The sequence below is a fragment of the Ureibacillus thermophilus genome, assembly GCF_004331915.1.
GTDB lineage: Bacteria > Bacillota > Bacilli > Bacillales_A > Planococcaceae > Ureibacillus > Ureibacillus thermophilus.
In genome coordinates this window covers 2,233,934-2,251,069 of record NZ_CP036528.1, presented here as the reverse complement: position 1 = coordinate 2,251,069, position 17,136 = coordinate 2,233,934, and the positions used below count along the sequence as shown (strand labels likewise).

The following is a 17,136-nucleotide window of genomic DNA, read 5'->3' as shown; positions in this document are numbered from 1 at the left end:
TGGGATTTTTTTAAATAAATTAGAAAATCCATCGATTTTTACTATAATTTTATACTATACTTATGAAGTGAGAATCAGAAAGGGGAGTCAAAAGGTGGAAACATTATATAGTTTATTACCGATCATTATTATGTTTGTGGCAATGTGGCTAATCATCATCCGCCCGGCTCAAAAACGCCAAAAAGCGACACAAGAAATGCAAAACAATTTAAAACGTGGAGATAAAGTAGTGACAATCGGCGGACTTCATGGAGAAGTGGATTCTTTGGAAGATTCTGTCGTTTATCTTCTCGTTGATGGAAAAACGCGCCTAAAATTTGAACGCCAAGCGATTGGACGAGTAATCAACGAATAATTGAATATGGACAAACTGTAAAAAGAAAGGGGGCGTCTGAAAAATCATTTCAAGACGACCCTTTGCGGCTGTCGCTAGAGTTTTTGCCGCAGATAAATTGCGACGAGGAGGCGCGTTTTGTGACCACCGCAGGGAAAGTTTTTAAGAGAATATTCCTATAAGAAGTAAGGCTGTCCAGAAAGTGTTCGACTTTCTGGACAGCCCTTTTTTTATTTTGCATAGTTCTAGGGAAGCCGGCAAACAATAGGAAAGGAAGGATGTGAACATATGGAGATATATTTGCAAATCTTTTTCCGAACGGTTTTTTTGTATCTTCTTGTTTTAATCGTGTTTCGACTAATGGGAAAAAGGGAAGTCGGCGAATTGAGCATCATGGATTTAGTCGTTTTTGTGCTCATTGCAGAGTGTGTAGCCTTTTCCATAGATGAGTTAGAAAAACCTATATTTGAGAATGTTTTTCCAATTTTGATTTTATTAGGCATTCAATATTTAAATTCAATGTTTGCATTAAAAAGCAAAAAACTCCGCGATTTAATTGACGGAGACCCTTCATTAATTGTGGAAAACGGCGTCATTAATCAAGAAGAAATGAGAAAGCAGCGCTACAATTTGGATGACTTGTTTCAGCAAATGCGGGAACAAGGGGTTTCATCTGTCCGGCAAATCCAATTTGCTTTTTTGGAGCCATCTGGGAAGCTATCGATTTTTTTAAAAGACGATGACCCGGTTGTGTTCCCGCTCATTGTCGATGGATATATTGTGGAGCGCCATTTAAAATTTATTAATAAAGATAAAGAATGGCTGCTAGAAAACTTAAAAAAGAAAGGCTATGAAAAGCCAGAAGAGATTTTTTATTGCTGTTATGAAAATTACGATTTGCACGTCCAATTAAAAACGACGAACAAAAATGGCGCGTAAATATCGAAAATCGCTCCACTTAAATTGATTAGTTGCGAGCAATAAAATTGATAAAACAATGAGGGTTATGGCGCTGTCTCCCCAAAAGCCAAAGGACATTTTCGATAAAAGCACGCTTTGGATCAAACAAGTAATAATGAAAGCCACATACGGAATGGCAAAAAATCGAAAACCGGAACTAATCATTTTATGACCTCTTAGAGTCGCCATATGCAAGAAGGATGTCACCAGCACCCCAAATCCAATGGCGATAATGGCCCCGTATTCTTGAATGAACGGTTGTGAAGCCAATACAAACATTACAAATAATTTTCCGATTCCGCCGTAGATGGAGTTCATCATGGCTGGCTTTGCTTCATCGATTGCTTGCAAAATAGAATGCAGAGGGCTTTGAATGTAGTAGAAATAGAAAATCGGAGCTAGGATTTTCATAAATCCTCGGTTTTCCTCCAGATGGAATAGCCGCATCGCCAACTCATCCCCATGAAGGAAAAAATAAGTTGCTGCATAGGCGCCGATAATGGATGATAGGCGCAGGCTCACCCCTATGCGATCGTTTAGTAAACGGTTATTGCTTCTTGCCACCGCATCGCTGACAGCAGGAATCAGCACAATGGACAATGCATTCGGAATGAAAGAAGGGAAAAGCAATAATGGTACATGAACACCTGAAATAATTCCGTAGAGGGTTGTTGCACCAGCGGCAGTGAGTCCTGCGATTGTTAAAGCTTTTAAAAAGACGATGGGTTCTAGAAACCATGTGAATGTTCCGAATAGTCTGCTCCCCGCACTTGGAACGGCGATGCGAAGCAAAGGCATTGCCGGATATGGTTTGGAAGAAGAAGGTTTTTTAATTTTTCTTTTTTTCGTTACATAATGGATGTACAAATAGATAAATGAAATAAACTCCCCAATAGCTGTGATCGCCATAGCATAGGCTGCTGTCAATTCAGGGTTGTCCGGCACGACAAAAAACGGCAAGGCAAAGGAAATTAAAAAAATCCGCACTAATTGTTCAATTATTTGGGACCAAGCTGTCGCTGAAATGATGGCAATTCCTTGCAAAAATCCGCGAATTAAACCGGAGAATACGATGATGGGAACAGCACCTAAAGCGATGTATAACGTGATTTTTGTTCCTTCGTTATGTAAGAGCGTTTCTGCTAGAAATGGGATGAACAACACTAATATAGGAGTAAATAAAATGATTGATAATATGGACCATTTTGAGGCGGTTTTCATCACAGTATGAAGTTGTCCTAGCTGACGTTTTGCATAGAGTTCCGCAACGACTTTGGCTACTGCGATTGGAATGCCTAGCTGCAGAACCGATACGAAGAAAATGTATGCAGGATAAGCAGTCATATAAACCCCGACCACTTCTTCGCCTGCCACTCTCATAAATTGCATTCTATATATAAAGCCGATAAGTTTTGACAAAAAAATGACAATTGTAAGAAAAAAAGTACCCCGCACGAATGATGCCATTCCTACAGTCCCTTCTCAATTAATCTTTTTTTGGTTACAATATTTGTATGTTTTAAAATTTTCAGTTAATACAAAACCGGTGGAGTGATGATGGATGATGCCTGAACACGATCGCTTATTTAAACATGTCTTGCCTGTGCTTCAAAGCAAATTAGAAGAATTAAAATTGAACGGCTATGAAGGTATTTCGATTGAAGATATTTGGAATTATTGTCTTCAAAAGAAATGGCGAAAGAAAAAAGTGAACGAAATTCGATTGCATGAAGTTGTTTCGACGATTTTTTCATTAAGAGGTTCAGAGATTGTAAATCATCTTCAAATCCAACAGTTCCAATCAGCGAATTGGTTTTCTGAAGTGAATCAAGAAGAACTGAACGAACTGTTAAAACCTGCGAAGCATTACAATTCTGATATGGAAATGAAGTAGAATCAGTTTGACAGCTTTGCTTTCGTGATTCATAATTAGTTTGTTACTGAGAAAATGGAAGGTATATTTTTACAATAGGTACGAACGAATTTTTCAATTCAAGTTTATTCTTCGATGATTAAAAATATCACGAGAAGATTTTGTGCCCCTTGTTCGGAAGATTATTGTAAAGATATGCTTTCGTGTGTTTATGTATGTACAAGCTTTTGTACATATTGCATCAAGGAGGATTTCAAATGAATTCAAAAAGCCGTATTTTAGCCTTTTTCGTAGCTGTCGTCGTCTTATTTGGCGCGATGGGCTTTACGATTAAAGGCGTGTTGGAAGACGTAAAACTCGGGCTCGACTTGCAGGGTGGATTTGAAGTTTTATATGAAGTTCAGCCTTTGAAAGAAGGGCAAAAAATTACACATGATGTCGTTGCAAATACAACAACCGCCTTATCAAAGCGGATTGATGCTTTCGGTGTTAGCGAACCGAGCATCCAAGTTGAAGGGGAAAATCGAATTCGCGTACAGCTTGCAGGAATTGACGATCAATCCTCTGCTCGGGAAATGTTGTCAAGTACGGCGAATTTGACGTTCCGAGATGTCAACGACAATTTATTGCTGGATGGTTCAGATTTAAAGGAAGGTGGCGCTGCTGCATCCTTTGACCAACAAAACCGTCCAATTGTTACATTAACATTGAAAGATGCTCAAAAATTTGCGGAAATTACTTCGAAAATTTCCAAAATGCCACAGGGTGAAAATTTACTAGTCATCTGGATGGACTTTGAGGAAGGCAAAGACTCCTACAAGGAAGAAGCAACAAAAGCTGATCCGAAATTTATTTCAGCAGCTTCTGTAAACCAAACTTTAAATACGACAGATGTCATGATTTCTGGAAACTTCACCGTTGAAGAAACGAAAAATTTAGCGAGCATATTAAATGCCGGGGCACTTCCAGTAAAATTGACGGAAATTTATGCGACATCTGTTGGGGCGCAATTTGGTGAACAAGCATTACAAAGCACGATTTTTGCCAGCATCGTTGGGGTAGCATTAATCTTTATCTTCATGCTGCTTTACTATCGATTGCCTGGATTTATCTCGATTATTACTTTAACAGTCTTCGCTTATTTAGTATTGCTTATTCAAAACTGGATTGGTGCAGTGTTGACGCTGCCGGGGATTGCGGCGCTGGTGCTCGGTATCGGTATGGCCGTTGATGCGAACATCTTAACGGCAGAACGCATTCGCGAGGAAATTCGCGTCGGAAAATCGGCTCAAGAAGCATTTAAAATTGGTACAAAAGTATCTTTAAGTGCCATCGTGGACGCGCAGTTGACAACATTGCTGGCTGCAGCCGTGCTATTCTTCTTTGGTACAAGCTCTGTTAAAGGGTTTGCTACAACATTAATGATTTCTATCATTTTAAGTTTCGTAACTTCTGTATGGTTGTCCCGTGTGCTTCTTGGACTCCTTGTCAAAAGCGGAAAATTTGAAAGCCCATTCTTCTACGGCGTACGCAAATCAAAAATTCACGACCCTTCAGAAGGCGTAGAAACACTAGACTTGTCTACGAATTTTGACCGTTTTGCCTTTGTTCACAATCGCAAAAAGTTCTACACAATCTCTTTAGCCATCATCATCATTGGGGCGATCATGATTGGTATTTTCCGATTGAACTTAGGCATCGATTTCTCCAGCGGTACGCGTGTGGAAATTTTAACAAATGAACCAACCACGCAGGAAGAAATGGCCGATTATTTAGCTAAAATCGGATTTGCGCCAGATGAATTAGTCATTAGCGGTGACAATAGCGATACAGCTGTTGCAACCTATAAAAAAGACTTCACTCAGCAAGAAACATTGGATTTAAAAGAAAAAGTGATGAAAGACTATGGCCATGAGCCAAATGTCAGCACCGTTTCCCCGACAGTTGGACGGGAACTTGTGAAAAATGCCATTAAAGCATTATCTATTGCTTCGCTTGGCGTCATTATTTATGTGGCCATCCGCTTCGAATGGAGAATGGGTGTCGGTGCGATTGCATCATTATTGCACGACGTATTCTTCATGGTGGCAATCTTCAGCGTGCTTCGCTTGGAAGTAGACATTACATTCATTGCAGCAATTTTAACGATTGTCGGATATTCCATCAACGATACCATTGTTACCTTCGACCGGATTCGTGAAAACGTTGACCATAAAGGTGAAATTAAAACGAAAGAAGAGCTTGCGGACATCATTAATAAATCGCTCCGCCAAACAATGGGGCGTTCGGTTAATACAGTGTTGACTGTCATTATCGTTGTTGTAGCGCTCTTAATTTTTGGTGCGCCGGCGATTCGAAACTTCTCAATCGCATTGCTCATCGGTTTAATTACAGGTATGTACTCATCCATTTGTATTGCCGCTCAGCTTTGGTATACGCTTAAAACGCGAGAAATGGATAAAAAAGGTACAACTTTGAAGAAAAAAGAGAAAAAACAATGGGGTTCAGACGAGCCGGTTGTATAATGAATCGTTGTGGGACAGGTACTCCCGATTGTTCGGGAGTATCTTTTTTGTTGTGATATTAATACTTAGATGAATTTTGAAAAGTGTATGTCCAATTCTATTAAAATTTATGTATAATGTTCTTCGTGAGGAAGTGAGGAAATGATAGAGTCTACAAGAAAGTGGAAGATTCAAAATCCCGATCAACTGTTTGTTCAAAGGTTACAACGGGAATTAGGCATTTCAAGTTTAAGCGCCAAAATATTGGCTTCAAGAGTTCAAACCATCGATGAAGCTAAACATATTTTCTATACAGATGATACTCATTTACATAATCCGTTTATGTTATCAGGAATGAAGGAAGCGGTCGAACGCATTGAACGCGCTCTAAATCGCGGGGACAAAATATTAATCTATGGAGATTATGATGCTGATGGCATAACAAGTACAACGGTTATGTTAAATGTACTTCTGGATTTAGGTGCAGATGTTGAATATGAAATTCCAAACCGCTTTATCCATGGATATGGACCTCATGAAGAATTGTTTCGAAAGGCCCATGATAGTGGCGTTCAGTTAATCCTCACCGTTGATAATGGGATTAGTGGAATCGATCAGATTCGTTTAGCGAAAGAACTGGGAATGGATGTAATTGTGACAGACCATCACGAACCAGGAGATGAGCTTCCGCCCGCTGATGTGATCGTTCATCCAAGAATTCCAAAGGGGCAATATCCTTTTGGAGAACTGGCGGGAGTGGGAGTTGCTTTTAAACTTGCCCATGCTTTATACGGAGAAGTTCCCGAACATTTATTTGAGTATGTTGCCATAGGTACCATTGCAGACCTCGTGCCATTGACAGGGGAAAATCGCTACCTTGTTAAAAAAGGGATTGAGCACATTCGAAAGTCCACTAATCCATGGGTTCAGGCATTATGTGAAGTCTCCGGTGTAAAACAACATGAAATTGACGAAGAAATCATCGGTTTTTATTTTGGTCCAAGATTGAATGCCATTGGACGTTTAGATGACGCAAAGCCCGGCGTAGAATTTTTAATGAGTGAAGATAGAGCAAGCGCAGCTTTAGGCGCCCAATTATTAAATCAAAAAAACAATGAACGAAAAGATTTCGTCAATACCATCACTGAAGAAGCCATTGAGATGATAGAAAACAATCCGGATATAAAAAATTCTTTAGTGCTGGTTGTGGCGAAAGAAGGATGGCATTCGGGAGTGATTGGGATTGTTGCATCCCGATTAGTGGAGAAATATTACAAACCGACGATTGTGCTATCTATCGATGAAGAATCGGGGCTTGCAAAAGGTTCTGCAAGAAGTATTGATGGATTTCATTTATATAATGAACTCGCAAAAAATCGGGATATTCTTCCTCATTTTGGCGGTCACCCAATGGCTGCTGGGATGACCTTAACAGCAAATCATATTGATGAATTAAGAAATCGCTTGCATCAGCAGGCTTTAGAGTGTTTAACGGAGGAATTGTTGACTCCTAAATTATTCATTGATGTGCCAGTTGATTTAAGTGAAGTGACCGTTGAAGCCATTGAAGAAATCCAAGCTTTAAAACCTTTTGGCGTCGGATTTGAAAAGCCGATTTTTGCAATCGAACAAGTTTCTGTCCGCTCTATGCGCAAAATTGGGGCGAAGGAAGAGCATATTAAAATGGAACTGGAAAATGCCTATGGAATAATCGATGCTGTTGGATTTTATAAAGGATATTTATACGATGAAATCACGTATGGCGTGAAATTATCCGTTGTTGGAGATTTGCAAATCAACGAATGGCAAGGGCGAAAGAAACCGCAATTTTTCATCTCAGATGTCCAGACGTCAGAATGGCAGTTATTTGATCTTAGAGGAAAAGCAAATGCTCATCAGTGGTTAAAATTGGTCCCAGCAGATTCTTCCTTTATTGCTTTTCGTGAGGAAACCGTTCAATGTTTCCACGGTATATTGCCATCCATTCAATTGGTAGAGGATGCGGTGATGCTTTCCCTTTCACCTTTTCTAGTGCTCTTAGATTTGCCTAAACAAATCGATGAGATGGAAAAACTGATTGAAACGGCCAAACCTAAACGGATTTATGCAGTATTTTATACGCCAAATCCTCTGTTTTTCAATGGGATGCCAACGCGGAAACATTTTGCCCACTATTATACGTTGTTAAAAAGCCGGCCATTTATCAACTTGAAGGAACACATTCCTCATTTATCGAAACATTTAGGGTTAAATGTAGACGCCATTCAGTTTATGACAAAGGTGTTTTTTGAGCTTGGTTTTGTTACAATAGAAAATGGTCTGATTTCAGTGAATCCATTTACTGAAAAACGGTCTTTAACCGAAGCTGCCAGCTATCAACTGCGCAAACAGCAAATTGAAATGGAACAACAATTTTTATATTCCACTTATTCGGAGTTAAAGCAATGGTTTAATGAGCGAATCAAGGATTTTTCTTATTCCTAAGGAGGAACATGTAATGAATTTAAGAGAACATATTGCAATTGTGGAGAATTTTCCAAAAGAAGGAATCAGCTTCAAAGATATTACGCCTTTAATGGATAATGGGAATGCTTTTAAATATACGGTAGACCAAATCGTGGAATTTGCAAAAGAAGTGGGAGCAGAAATTATTGTTGGTCCAGAAGCCCGCGGGTTTATCGTTGGCTGCCCTGTTGCCTATGCATTAGGAATCGGTTTTGCACCAGTGCGCAAGCCAGGAAAATTGCCGAGAGAAGTGGTAAGTGTAGAGTACGATTTAGAATATGGGAAAAACGTACTTACCATGCATAAAGATGCTGTATCGCCTGGACAAAAAGTGTTGATTATTGATGACTTGCTTGCAACAGGAGGCACGGTGGAAGCAACAATCAAGCTAGTTGAAAAACTTGGCGGCGAAGTGGTAGGCTGTGCATTCATTATTGAATTGACAGAGTTAAAGGGCCGAGAAAAAATCGGAAATTATCCTATAAAAACATTGCTTCAATATTGATTTTCTCGGAAGAATTCGCACGAAATGAATAACGTGCGAATTTTTTCTATCTATATTAAAGAAAGAATATTACAGTAGAAAAATTTTGACAAATTCCTACAATATTCTAAAATGTTGATTGAAAGTAATATTAAAAGACTGGGCTTTACTTTTTATATATTTTTTTTATAAAATTAATTTTATACTATTAAACAGAAAATTTTTTGAAGGTGGACAAATCATGGCGAAAGAGCAAATTTTGACGCCCGAAGATGTATTTGAAAAAATAAAAACGTATATGAATGATGAGCACGTCGAATTTGTGAAAAAAGCTTATGAAGTGGCAAAAGAAGCTCATAAAGAACAAACTCGCAAATCGGGAGAACCATATATTATCCATCCAATACAAGTGGCTGGTATATTAGCGGATCTTCAAATGGATCCACCAACAGTAGCAGCCGGATTTCTACATGACGTAGTGGAAGATACTTCTGTGACAAGGGAAGATTTAGTAGCTGAATTTGGCGAAGAAGTGGCCATGCTTGTTGATGGTGTCACAAAATTAGGAAAAATTAAATATTTATCAAAGGAAGAGCAGCAGGCTGAAAACCATCGAAAAATGTTTGTTGCAATGGCCCAGGATATTCGTGTTATTTTGATTAAATTAGCCGACCGCCTTCACAATATGCGTACGTTAAAACATTTATCCACAGAAAAGCAGCGACGAATTTCTCAGGAAACTTTGGAAATTTTCGCTCCTCTTGCCCATCGCCTTGGAATTTCAAAGGTGAAATGGGAGTTGGAAGACACGGCTCTCCGCTATTTAAATCCTCAACAATATTATCGAATCGTAAACTTAATGAAACGAAAACGTACGGAACGGGAAGCGTATTTGGAAAATGTCATGGGAGAAATCCGCTCCCAATTAAAAGAAGTGAATATTGAAGCAGAAATTTACGGCCGTCCGAAACATATTTACAGCATTTATCGCAAAATGGTTCTGCAAAATAAAGAGTTTAATGAGATTTATGATTTATTGGCTGTCCGTATCATTGTTGACAGTATTAAAGATTGTTATGCGGTTTTAGGAATTGTTCATACTCTTTGGAAACCGATGCCTGGCCGTTTTAAAGATTATATTGCCATGCCTAAGCAAAACTTGTACCAATCCCTTCATACAACTGTCATTGGACCTTATGGGGATCCTTTGGAAGTGCAGATTCGTACAAAAGAAATGCACAAAATCGCAGAATACGGGATTGCTGCGCACTGGGCTTATAAAGAAGGAAAATCAGTCAATCCGAATAAAGAAAGCATCGACCAAAAATTAACGTGGTTCCGCGAAATTCTGGAGTTCCAAAATGAATCTTCCAATGCGGAAGAATTTATGGAAGCGTTGAAGCTCGATTTATTCTCCGATATGGTGTATGTGTTCACACCAAAAGGAGACGTTATTGAATTGCCTGCTGGCAGCGTTCCGATTGATTTTGCCTACCGGGTGCATACAGAAATCGGAAACCGTACGATCGGAGCCAAAGTGAATGGAAAAATGGTTCCCCTTGATACGCCGCTTAAAACGGGAGATATTGTGGAAATATTAACTTCTAAGCAATCTTTTGGTCCGAGCAGGGATTGGCTGAAAATTGCCCAAAGTTCCCAGGCAAGAAACAAAATTAAACAATTTTTCAAAAAGCATTTGCGTGAAGAAAATATCCTAAAAGGCAAAGAATTGATTGAAAAAGAAATTCGGGCACAGGAATTTGATGTAAAAGAAGTGCTTTCTGAAGAAAATATTCAAAGGGTTTTAAATAAATTGAATTTTGCCAACGAGGAAGATTTATATGCTGCCGTTGGTGTTGGCGGAATTACGCCTCAGCAAGTGGTTAATCGCTTGGCAGAGAAAAAGCGCAGAGAGCGGGAGCAAGAAGAAGCCCTTGAAAAAATCCAAAAAGAGATGAAAAGCCAAAAACATAAGAAAAGCAGCGGAGAGTTAGGGGTTGTCGTCAAAGGCATCGACAATTTATTAGTGCGGTTGTCTCGATGCTGTACACCGGTTCCTGGCGATGAAATTGTCGGCTTCATCACGAAAGGAAGAGGGGTTTCCGTTCACAGGAAAGATTGTCCGAATATACAGTCAGGCGGTGAAAATCGTTTGATTGAAGTGGAATGGGAGCATACCGATTCAGCAACGAAGAAAGAATACCCAGTGGATATTGAAATTTCTGCCTTTGATCGTCCTGGCATATTAAATGATGTCATGCATATGGTGACGGATACAAAAGTCAATATTTTAGCTGTTTCTGGCCGCGCAGCCCATGATAAGATTGCAACCCTTCATCTAACTCTTGCTATTTCGAATATTTCGGTTTTGCATAAAGTTGTTGAGAAAATTAAACAAATGCCAGATATTTATTCTGTGCAACGGGTGATTAATTAATGCTTTGAGGTGTGTTTGTAATGAGAGTTGTTTTGCAGCGAAGCAAAGAAGCGAAAGTAACCATTGATGGAAAAGTGACAGGACAAATTGAGAAAGGGTATGTGCTTCTTGTGGGCATTACCCATACAGATACAATGGAAGATGTGCAATATTTAGCGAAGAAAGTAGCGGAAATCCGTATTTGGGAAGATGAACAGGGGAAAATGAATCATTCCATCAAAGAGCATGGCGGGGATATTTTATCTGTTTCCCAATTCACGTTGTATGCAGAAACAAAGAAAGGGAGAAGACCGAGCTTTGTGGAAGCTGCCCGGCCAGAACAGGCAGAACCGTTATGGAATGCCTTCAATGAAGCGCTGCGTGAACAAGGTTTGAAAGTGGAAACGGGCATTTTTGGCGCGATGATGGAAGTATCCCTTGTCAATGATGGACCGGTTACAATCATTCTAGAATCAAAATAATAGAAAAGTGGGCGTCTGAAAAGTCGTTTGAGACGCCCACTTTTTGTGTGCGCCCGGCATGTACATGAACGATAGGGTGTAAGTCCCGAACCCCGAAGACAGAAGTCAGCAGAGGTCATCGTATTAGTTGGTTTAGAACTACTAAGAAGGACCGAATAATTAAGAGAGAATAACCCTTGGCATTCAGTGGGTCATGATGAACACAGAAAACTTAGTACCTCACTTGAGGGAGGAAGCGGTGAATCCCGTGGGGGTCCTCTTGGAGCGTGGAGTGACCACTGGCATAAAGAGAACAGCTATTCACGGAAGTTATAAAAACTTGCGTCAATGATCTTAATTGAACCGCCGTATACGGAACCGTACGTACGGTGGTGTGAGAGGACGGGAGTTCATCGCTCCCTCCTACTCGATTTATTCAAGCTGATCATCAAAATAATTTAATATGCCCTCATAAATGCCCATCGTTGCTTGTTCGCGGAATTTTTCCGCATTAATGACTTTTTCCTCACTCGGATTGCTTAAATAGCCTAATTCCAATAAAACAGACTTTTGTTTGTTCTCCCGCAAAACCAAATAATTTCCCTTCTGTACGCCTCTGTCGCGTAAAGAAAGCTGATTTGCTACTCCGTCATGGACATATTGGGCAAGAGAGTGTTGATAATCATGGTAATAATAGGTTGTAAATCCTGAGATGGTGCGGTCTTCACTTGCATCATAATGAATGCTGATAAAAGCATCTGCCCCATGTTGATGAGCTAATGCTACCCTCTTATAAAGCCCCACATAAACGTCGGATTCACGGGTTAAAATCACATTAGCGCCCGCTTGCTGCAATTTTGTTTTTAACAGTTCAGCGGTTTTTAAAGTGATTTCTTTTTCAATGGTATTACGGAGCCCGGCTGTTCCTTGGTCATTTCCGCCATGTCCAGGGTCAAGCACAATGGTAACGCCATTTAAGGTTCCTTTTTTGCGTTCTACTTTCTTTTCATTTTGTTTAGGGGTTTTTTCATTTGCTGAAACGACCCAACTAGCTACATAGCCAACAGTTTCATCAGGCAGTTGAATTTTAAACCAATCTCCCTCTGTGCCGATTCGTACAAATTGTTCCCCGGCTTGGGCATTTAACAATACATTGGATGCAGTGGAAGGCTCTTTTCGGATATTTGTCCCATTGTAGATGATGGTAATCTTGTTTAATTCTTTTTCATCATCATTGTTTTCAGAAATTCCAAAAGTTCCGTAAAAATTGTAAACCCATCCTTTTTTGCCGTGAAAATCAATTTGAATCCATTGATGATTTCGATTGATGACTTCAAATTGTTCTCCCTTTTTGGCAACGCCTAACTGTTTCGATTTTAAACTCGGCTTCTTTCGAACGATGACAGCATCCACAGCAATGGTAAATTGATTCGTATTCTTTATTTCGGTAGATTCTGATGGTTCACTTTGCTCCCTATTAGTTTCATCGTTTTTTGTTTCGTTGATGGTTACAAAATCAGAAGATACCCAACCGGAGATTTGTTGATGCTGGATTTGAATCCAATCATTTTGCTCATTTTGAACAGCCACTTGATCTCCTGTAAACAGTTGTCCAAGGATAGGGGAATCGAGGGAGGGCTCAAGCCGAATATTTAAATAATCGACTTGTACAATCGCATATTTTTGCACATCTTCTTTTTGTTCCTTTTGGGTAAGCCAAGAGGCAACCCATCCTTTTTTGCCATCGGTTTCAACATAAAGCCAATCCCCGTCCGCATCCAACACTGTTAATCTTTCGTTTTTTTCAAGGGTATCGAGGATGGTATAAGATAAACCAGGCCCTTCACGTAAATATAATTTCTCTGCATTAACAATGCGGGTTTCTCCATTGTTGGCCAAAACATAGGATGAAAGATATGCAGAAGAACAAATTAGAAGAAGGGCCATACAAAGAAATAAAATTGTTTGTTTCATAAACATCCAACTTTCAATGACAAAAAATGTTGAAATCTCTTTTTATTGTAAAATGGAGTGAAGGCATAAATCTATACTTTTTTGAAAATAGTTGACAACTTTTCGTTCCACAATTAAGATTAAAAGTAATGTAAAAATGTTGTCGAAAGCCCATGACCAAGAGAGTAGCAATTGCCTGAAGTCCAGAGAGGGAAAGACATTGGCTGAAATCTTTCCTACGGAGGGATTTGCGAAAAACACTTGTGAGGCTTTTTCCTGAAAATGAGTAGGGAAAAACGGAAACGGCCGTTATCCGTAACGAGTGGACGCCTTTTTGCGTCAACTAGGGTGGAACCGCGGAAGTCATATGCTTTCGTCCCTTGAAGAGAGGGATGAGAGCATTTTTTTGTTCCAAATTTTGTTTGCAGGAAGGAGATACAAAATGGCTTATAAAGTACCTAGAGGCACGCAAGATATCTTGCCAGATCAAACGCCGAAATGGCAAAAAATCGAAAATACATTACGGGAATTGGCTCGCGTTTATCGTTATAAAGAAATACGCACACCAATCTTCGAACATACGGAACTTTTTCAACGTAGCGTAGGGGATACAACAGATATTGTTCAAAAGGAAATGTATACTTTTGAAGATCGGGGAGGCCGTTCATTAACATTGCGGCCAGAAGGAACAGCTTCTACGGTTCGCGCCTATGTGGAACATAAAATGTACGGTTCTCCTGAACAGCCGGTAAAGCTTTCTTATATGGGTCCGATGTTTCGTTATGAGCGCCAACAAGCAGGTAGATACCGCCAATTCGTTCAATTTGGCGTTGAAGCCATCGGAAGCGCGGATCCTGCCATAGATGCGGAAATCATCGCATTTGCTATGGATGTATATCAGACATTGGGATTAAAACATTTAAAATTAGTGATTAACTCATTGGGCGATAAAGAAACGAGAGATGCCCACAGAACAGCGCTAATCAACCATTTCAAACCGCATATTCATGAATTCTGCGATGACTGTAAAAATCGCTTGGAAAAAAATCCATTGCGCATTTTAGACTGTAAGGTGGACCGCGAGCATCCACTCATGAAAACAGCACCAAAATTAACGGATTATTTAACGCCGGCTTCCAAAGAGTATTTTGACCAAGTAAAAAAATATTTGGAAGCTTTAGGCATTGAATATGAAGTCGATCCAAATCTTGTGCGCGGATTGGATTATTATAACCATACGGCTTTTGAAATTATGAGCACATCTGAAGGTTTTGGCGCTATTACAACCCTTTGCGGCGGCGGTCGCTACAATGGCCTTGTGGAGGAAATTGGGGGTCCAAGCGTTCCGGGCATCGGCTTTGCCTTATCTATCGAGCGATTACTTCTTGCATTAGAAGCAGAGGGTGTGGAATTGGAAGTCAATGATGGACTTGATGTTTATGTCATCGCCCTTGGAGATGAGGCAAAAGAAAAAGCTGTTGAACTTGTCAGCTCTTTCCGCTTAAAAGGCATTTCAGCGGATATGGACTATATGATGCGCAAAATGAAAGCCCAACTCAAATCTGCGGACCGCCTACAAGCAAAATTTGTTGTCATCATTGGCGAAGAAGAGCTTGAAGAAGGCGTTGTCGTAGTAAAACAAATGGAAACAGGCAATCAAGAAAAAGTGCAAATTAATGAAATTGTGAATTACTTAAAACAACATTTAAACTAACACGCAAAGAATTAGGAGGAACTAACATGGCTCAAAGAACACATTATTGCGGAGAGTTAAGAGAACAACATCATGGCGAGCAAGTGGTGCTAAAAGGATGGGTGCAACGCCGAAGAGATTTAGGAAGCCTTATTTTCGTTGACCTTCGCGACCGAACTGGCATCGTGCAAGTTGTATTTGGCGATGAAGCACCTGAAGCCCGAGAAATTGCAGATAAAATCAGAAACGAATATGTAGTGGAAATTGAAGGGAAAGTCGTACTTCGCGACCCTAGCCAAGTAAACCCTAATATTGCAACAGGTAACATCGAAGTTGTAGCGTCTGACATTAAAATCATTAACGCATCTAAAACACCTCCATTCGCTATTGAGGATTATGTAGATATCAACGAAGATGTACGTTTAAAATACCGCTATTTAGATTTGAGACGTCCTGTTATGTACAACACATTCAAATTGCGTTCGGATGTAACTCGTACAATCCGCAACTTCTTGCAAAATGACGGATTCTTGGAAGTGGAAACGCCAATCTTAACAAAATCCACTCCTGAAGGCGCACGCGACTATTTAGTTCCATCTCGCGTGCATGAAGGGGAGTTTTATGCCCTTCCACAATCACCGCAATTATTTAAACAATTATTGATGGTGGCTGGATTTGAAAAATATTTCCAAATCGCTCGTTGTTTCCGCGATGAAGACTTGCGTGCAGACCGCCAACCAGAATTTACACAAGTGGATATTGAAACATCTTTCATGTCCATGGACGAAATTATCGATATGACAGAACGCATGCTGGCTGCGGTTATGAAAGAAGTAAAAGGCATAGAAGTGCAAACGCCATTCCCACGCATGACTTACCAAGAAGCAATGGATCGTTTCGGTTCCGATAAGCCAGATGTTCGTTTCGGTTTGGAATTAATCAACTTAACAGACATTGTCAAAGACTGCAATTTTAAAGTATTTACAAGTGCTGTTGAAAAAGGCGGCGTTGTAAAAGCAATCAATGTTAAAGGGGCAAACGACAAGTTTACCCGCAAAGATATTGATGCGTTAACTGAATTTGTTGCCATTTACGGTGCCAAAGGATTAGCTTGGATTAAAGTGACGGAAGAAGGCTTTACTGGTCCTATCGCGAAATTCTTTGAAGGCCAAATTGTAGAAGATATCAAAAATGCAACTGGTGCTGAACCTGGCGACTTATTATTGTTCGGAGCAGATGAAGCTTCCATCGTTGCCGCTTCTCTTGGCGCATTGCGCAACAAACTTGGAAAAGAGTTAGGTTTAATCGACGAATCTCAATTTGCCTTCCTTTGGGTGACAGATTGGCCATTGCTTGAATGGGATGAAGAAGAAAAACGCTATACAGCGGCTCACCATCCATTCACTCGTCCATTTGATGAAGATATCGAATTAATGGATACAGATCCTGGTAAAGTCCGCGCCCAAGCTTATGACATCGTGTTGAACGGATATGAACTGGGCGGAGGTTCATTGCGGATTTACGAAAGAGACTTGCAAGAAAAAATGTTTAATCTTTTAGGATTTACGAAAGAACAAGCTTATGAACAATTCGGCTTCTTATTAGAAGCGTTCGAATACGGCGTGCCACCACATGGCGGAATTGCGATGGGTCTTGACCGTTTAGTGATGATTTTAGCAGGCCGCAACAACTTAAGAGATACAATTGCCTTCCCGAAAACAGCGACTGCAAGCTGCTTGTTGACGGAAGCGCCAAGCCCTGTGACACCAAAACAATTAAAAGAATTGCATATCAAAGTGGATCTTCCAGAATAATGAAGAATCGAAAAGGAGCGGGTTGCCTGATCCTTTTTCATTTGTTAAAAAATGATGAATCAAATATTAAATAAAAATATCAAAAGAATATTACAAATCATTCCTTATTCATTGCAATATTGGTTATTGGATGATATTA

General features: G+C 39.9%; 12 protein-coding genes and 1 other annotated feature. Of the genes, 10 read left to right on the top strand and 2 right to left on the bottom strand.

Features of this window, described 5'->3' with window-relative positions:
- Nucleotides 1-94: 94 nt before the first annotated feature.
- Nucleotides 95-355: a preprotein translocase subunit YajC gene (gene yajC, locus DKZ56_RS11130; RefSeq protein WP_208650057.1), complete on the top strand. Its 261-nt coding sequence runs from the start codon at nucleotides 95-97 to the stop codon at nucleotides 353-355.
- Between the two features lie 267 nt (nucleotides 356-622).
- Nucleotides 623-1,273, top strand: coding sequence for a DUF421 domain-containing protein (locus DKZ56_RS11125; protein WP_208650056.1), 651 nt, complete (start codon nucleotides 623-625; stop codon nucleotides 1,271-1,273).
- On the opposite strand, the gene DKZ56_RS11120 is transcribed toward DKZ56_RS11125, so the two are convergent.
- Nucleotides 1,244-2,761: a putative polysaccharide biosynthesis protein gene (locus DKZ56_RS11120; protein ID WP_208650055.1), complete on the bottom strand. Its 1,518-nt coding sequence runs from the start codon at nucleotides 2,759-2,761 to the stop codon at nucleotides 1,244-1,246. The genes DKZ56_RS11125 and DKZ56_RS11120 overlap by 30 nt on opposite strands.
- Nucleotides 2,762-2,855: 94 nt before the next feature.
- Between DKZ56_RS11120 and DKZ56_RS11115 the strand changes: the two genes are divergently transcribed.
- From DKZ56_RS11115 to dtd, 6 genes are all read left to right on the top strand, one after another.
- Complete coding sequence (locus tag DKZ56_RS11115; protein WP_245989431.1) at nucleotides 2,856-3,188, top strand: post-transcriptional regulator; 333 nt, start codon at nucleotides 2,856-2,858, stop codon at nucleotides 3,186-3,188.
- Between the two features lie 236 nt (nucleotides 3,189-3,424).
- Nucleotides 3,425-5,692, top strand: a complete 2,268-nt coding sequence (gene secDF, locus DKZ56_RS11110) for a protein translocase subunit SecDF (protein ID WP_208650054.1) — start codon at nucleotides 3,425-3,427, stop codon at nucleotides 5,690-5,692.
- Between the two features lie 141 nt (nucleotides 5,693-5,833).
- Nucleotides 5,834-8,155 carry a single-stranded-DNA-specific exonuclease RecJ gene (gene recJ, locus DKZ56_RS11105; RefSeq protein ID WP_208650053.1) on the top strand — a complete coding sequence of 774 codons (2,322 nt, stop codon included), beginning with the start codon at nucleotides 5,834-5,836 and terminating at the stop codon, nucleotides 8,153-8,155.
- Between the two features lie 13 nt (nucleotides 8,156-8,168).
- Nucleotides 8,169-8,681: an adenine phosphoribosyltransferase gene (locus tag DKZ56_RS11100; RefSeq protein ID WP_208650052.1), complete on the top strand. Its 513-nt coding sequence runs from the start codon at nucleotides 8,169-8,171 to the stop codon at nucleotides 8,679-8,681.
- 220 nt (nucleotides 8,682-8,901) lie between these two features.
- Nucleotides 8,902-11,097, top strand: coding sequence for a RelA/SpoT family protein (locus DKZ56_RS11095; RefSeq protein WP_208650051.1), 2,196 nt, complete (start codon nucleotides 8,902-8,904; stop codon nucleotides 11,095-11,097).
- A gap of 20 nt (nucleotides 11,098-11,117) precedes the next feature.
- Complete coding sequence (gene dtd / locus DKZ56_RS11090) at nucleotides 11,118-11,558, top strand: D-aminoacyl-tRNA deacylase (protein WP_208650050.1); 441 nt, start codon at nucleotides 11,118-11,120, stop codon at nucleotides 11,556-11,558.
- A 411-nt stretch (nucleotides 11,559-11,969) separates the two neighbouring features.
- Here the strand turns inward: dtd and DKZ56_RS11080 are convergent, their stop codons facing one another.
- Nucleotides 11,970-13,511: an N-acetylmuramoyl-L-alanine amidase family protein gene (locus DKZ56_RS11080; protein WP_208650049.1), complete on the bottom strand. Its 1,542-nt coding sequence runs from the start codon at nucleotides 13,509-13,511 to the stop codon at nucleotides 11,970-11,972.
- Nucleotides 13,512-13,654: 143 nt separating this feature from the next.
- Nucleotides 13,655-13,874: a binding site (T-box leader), on the top strand.
- Between the two features lie 58 nt (nucleotides 13,875-13,932).
- Here DKZ56_RS11080 and hisS point away from each other — a divergent pair.
- Together hisS and aspS are read left to right on the top strand one after the other, a co-directional pair.
- Complete coding sequence (hisS, locus tag DKZ56_RS11075; RefSeq protein WP_208650048.1) at nucleotides 13,933-15,204, top strand: histidine--tRNA ligase; 1,272 nt, start codon at nucleotides 13,933-13,935, stop codon at nucleotides 15,202-15,204.
- Between the two features lie 26 nt (nucleotides 15,205-15,230).
- Nucleotides 15,231-16,997 (top strand): aspartate--tRNA ligase, encoded by a 1,767-nt coding sequence (gene aspS / locus DKZ56_RS11070; RefSeq protein ID WP_208650047.1) that lies wholly within the window; start codon nucleotides 15,231-15,233, stop codon nucleotides 16,995-16,997.
- Nucleotides 16,998-17,136 lie beyond the last annotated feature (139 nt).

What these genes read in the sequence shown, in the direction of transcription:
- DKZ56_RS11125 (WP_208650056.1), top strand. Translation starts at nt 623, where the DNA reads ATGGAGATATATTTGCAAATCTTTTTCCGAACGGTTTTTTTGTATCTT.
- DKZ56_RS11120 (WP_208650055.1), bottom strand. Translation starts at nt 2,761, where the DNA reads ATGGCATCATTCGTGCGGGGTACTTTTTTTCTTACAATTGTCATTTTT.
- DKZ56_RS11115 (WP_245989431.1), top strand. Translation starts at nt 2,856, where the DNA reads ATGATGCCTGAACACGATCGCTTATTTAAACATGTCTTGCCTGTGCTT.
- secDF (WP_208650054.1), top strand. Translation starts at nt 3,425, where the DNA reads ATGAATTCAAAAAGCCGTATTTTAGCCTTTTTCGTAGCTGTCGTCGTC.
- recJ (WP_208650053.1), top strand. Translation starts at nt 5,834, where the DNA reads ATGATAGAGTCTACAAGAAAGTGGAAGATTCAAAATCCCGATCAACTG.
- DKZ56_RS11100 (WP_208650052.1), top strand. Translation starts at nt 8,169, where the DNA reads ATGAATTTAAGAGAACATATTGCAATTGTGGAGAATTTTCCAAAAGAA.
- DKZ56_RS11095 (WP_208650051.1), top strand. Translation starts at nt 8,902, where the DNA reads ATGGCGAAAGAGCAAATTTTGACGCCCGAAGATGTATTTGAAAAAATA.
- dtd (WP_208650050.1), top strand. Translation starts at nt 11,118, where the DNA reads ATGAGAGTTGTTTTGCAGCGAAGCAAAGAAGCGAAAGTAACCATTGAT.
- DKZ56_RS11080 (WP_208650049.1), bottom strand. Translation starts at nt 13,511, where the DNA reads ATGAAACAAACAATTTTATTTCTTTGTATGGCCCTTCTTCTAATTTGT.
- hisS (WP_208650048.1), top strand. Translation starts at nt 13,933, where the DNA reads ATGGCTTATAAAGTACCTAGAGGCACGCAAGATATCTTGCCAGATCAA.
- aspS (WP_208650047.1), top strand. Translation starts at nt 15,231, where the DNA reads ATGGCTCAAAGAACACATTATTGCGGAGAGTTAAGAGAACAACATCAT.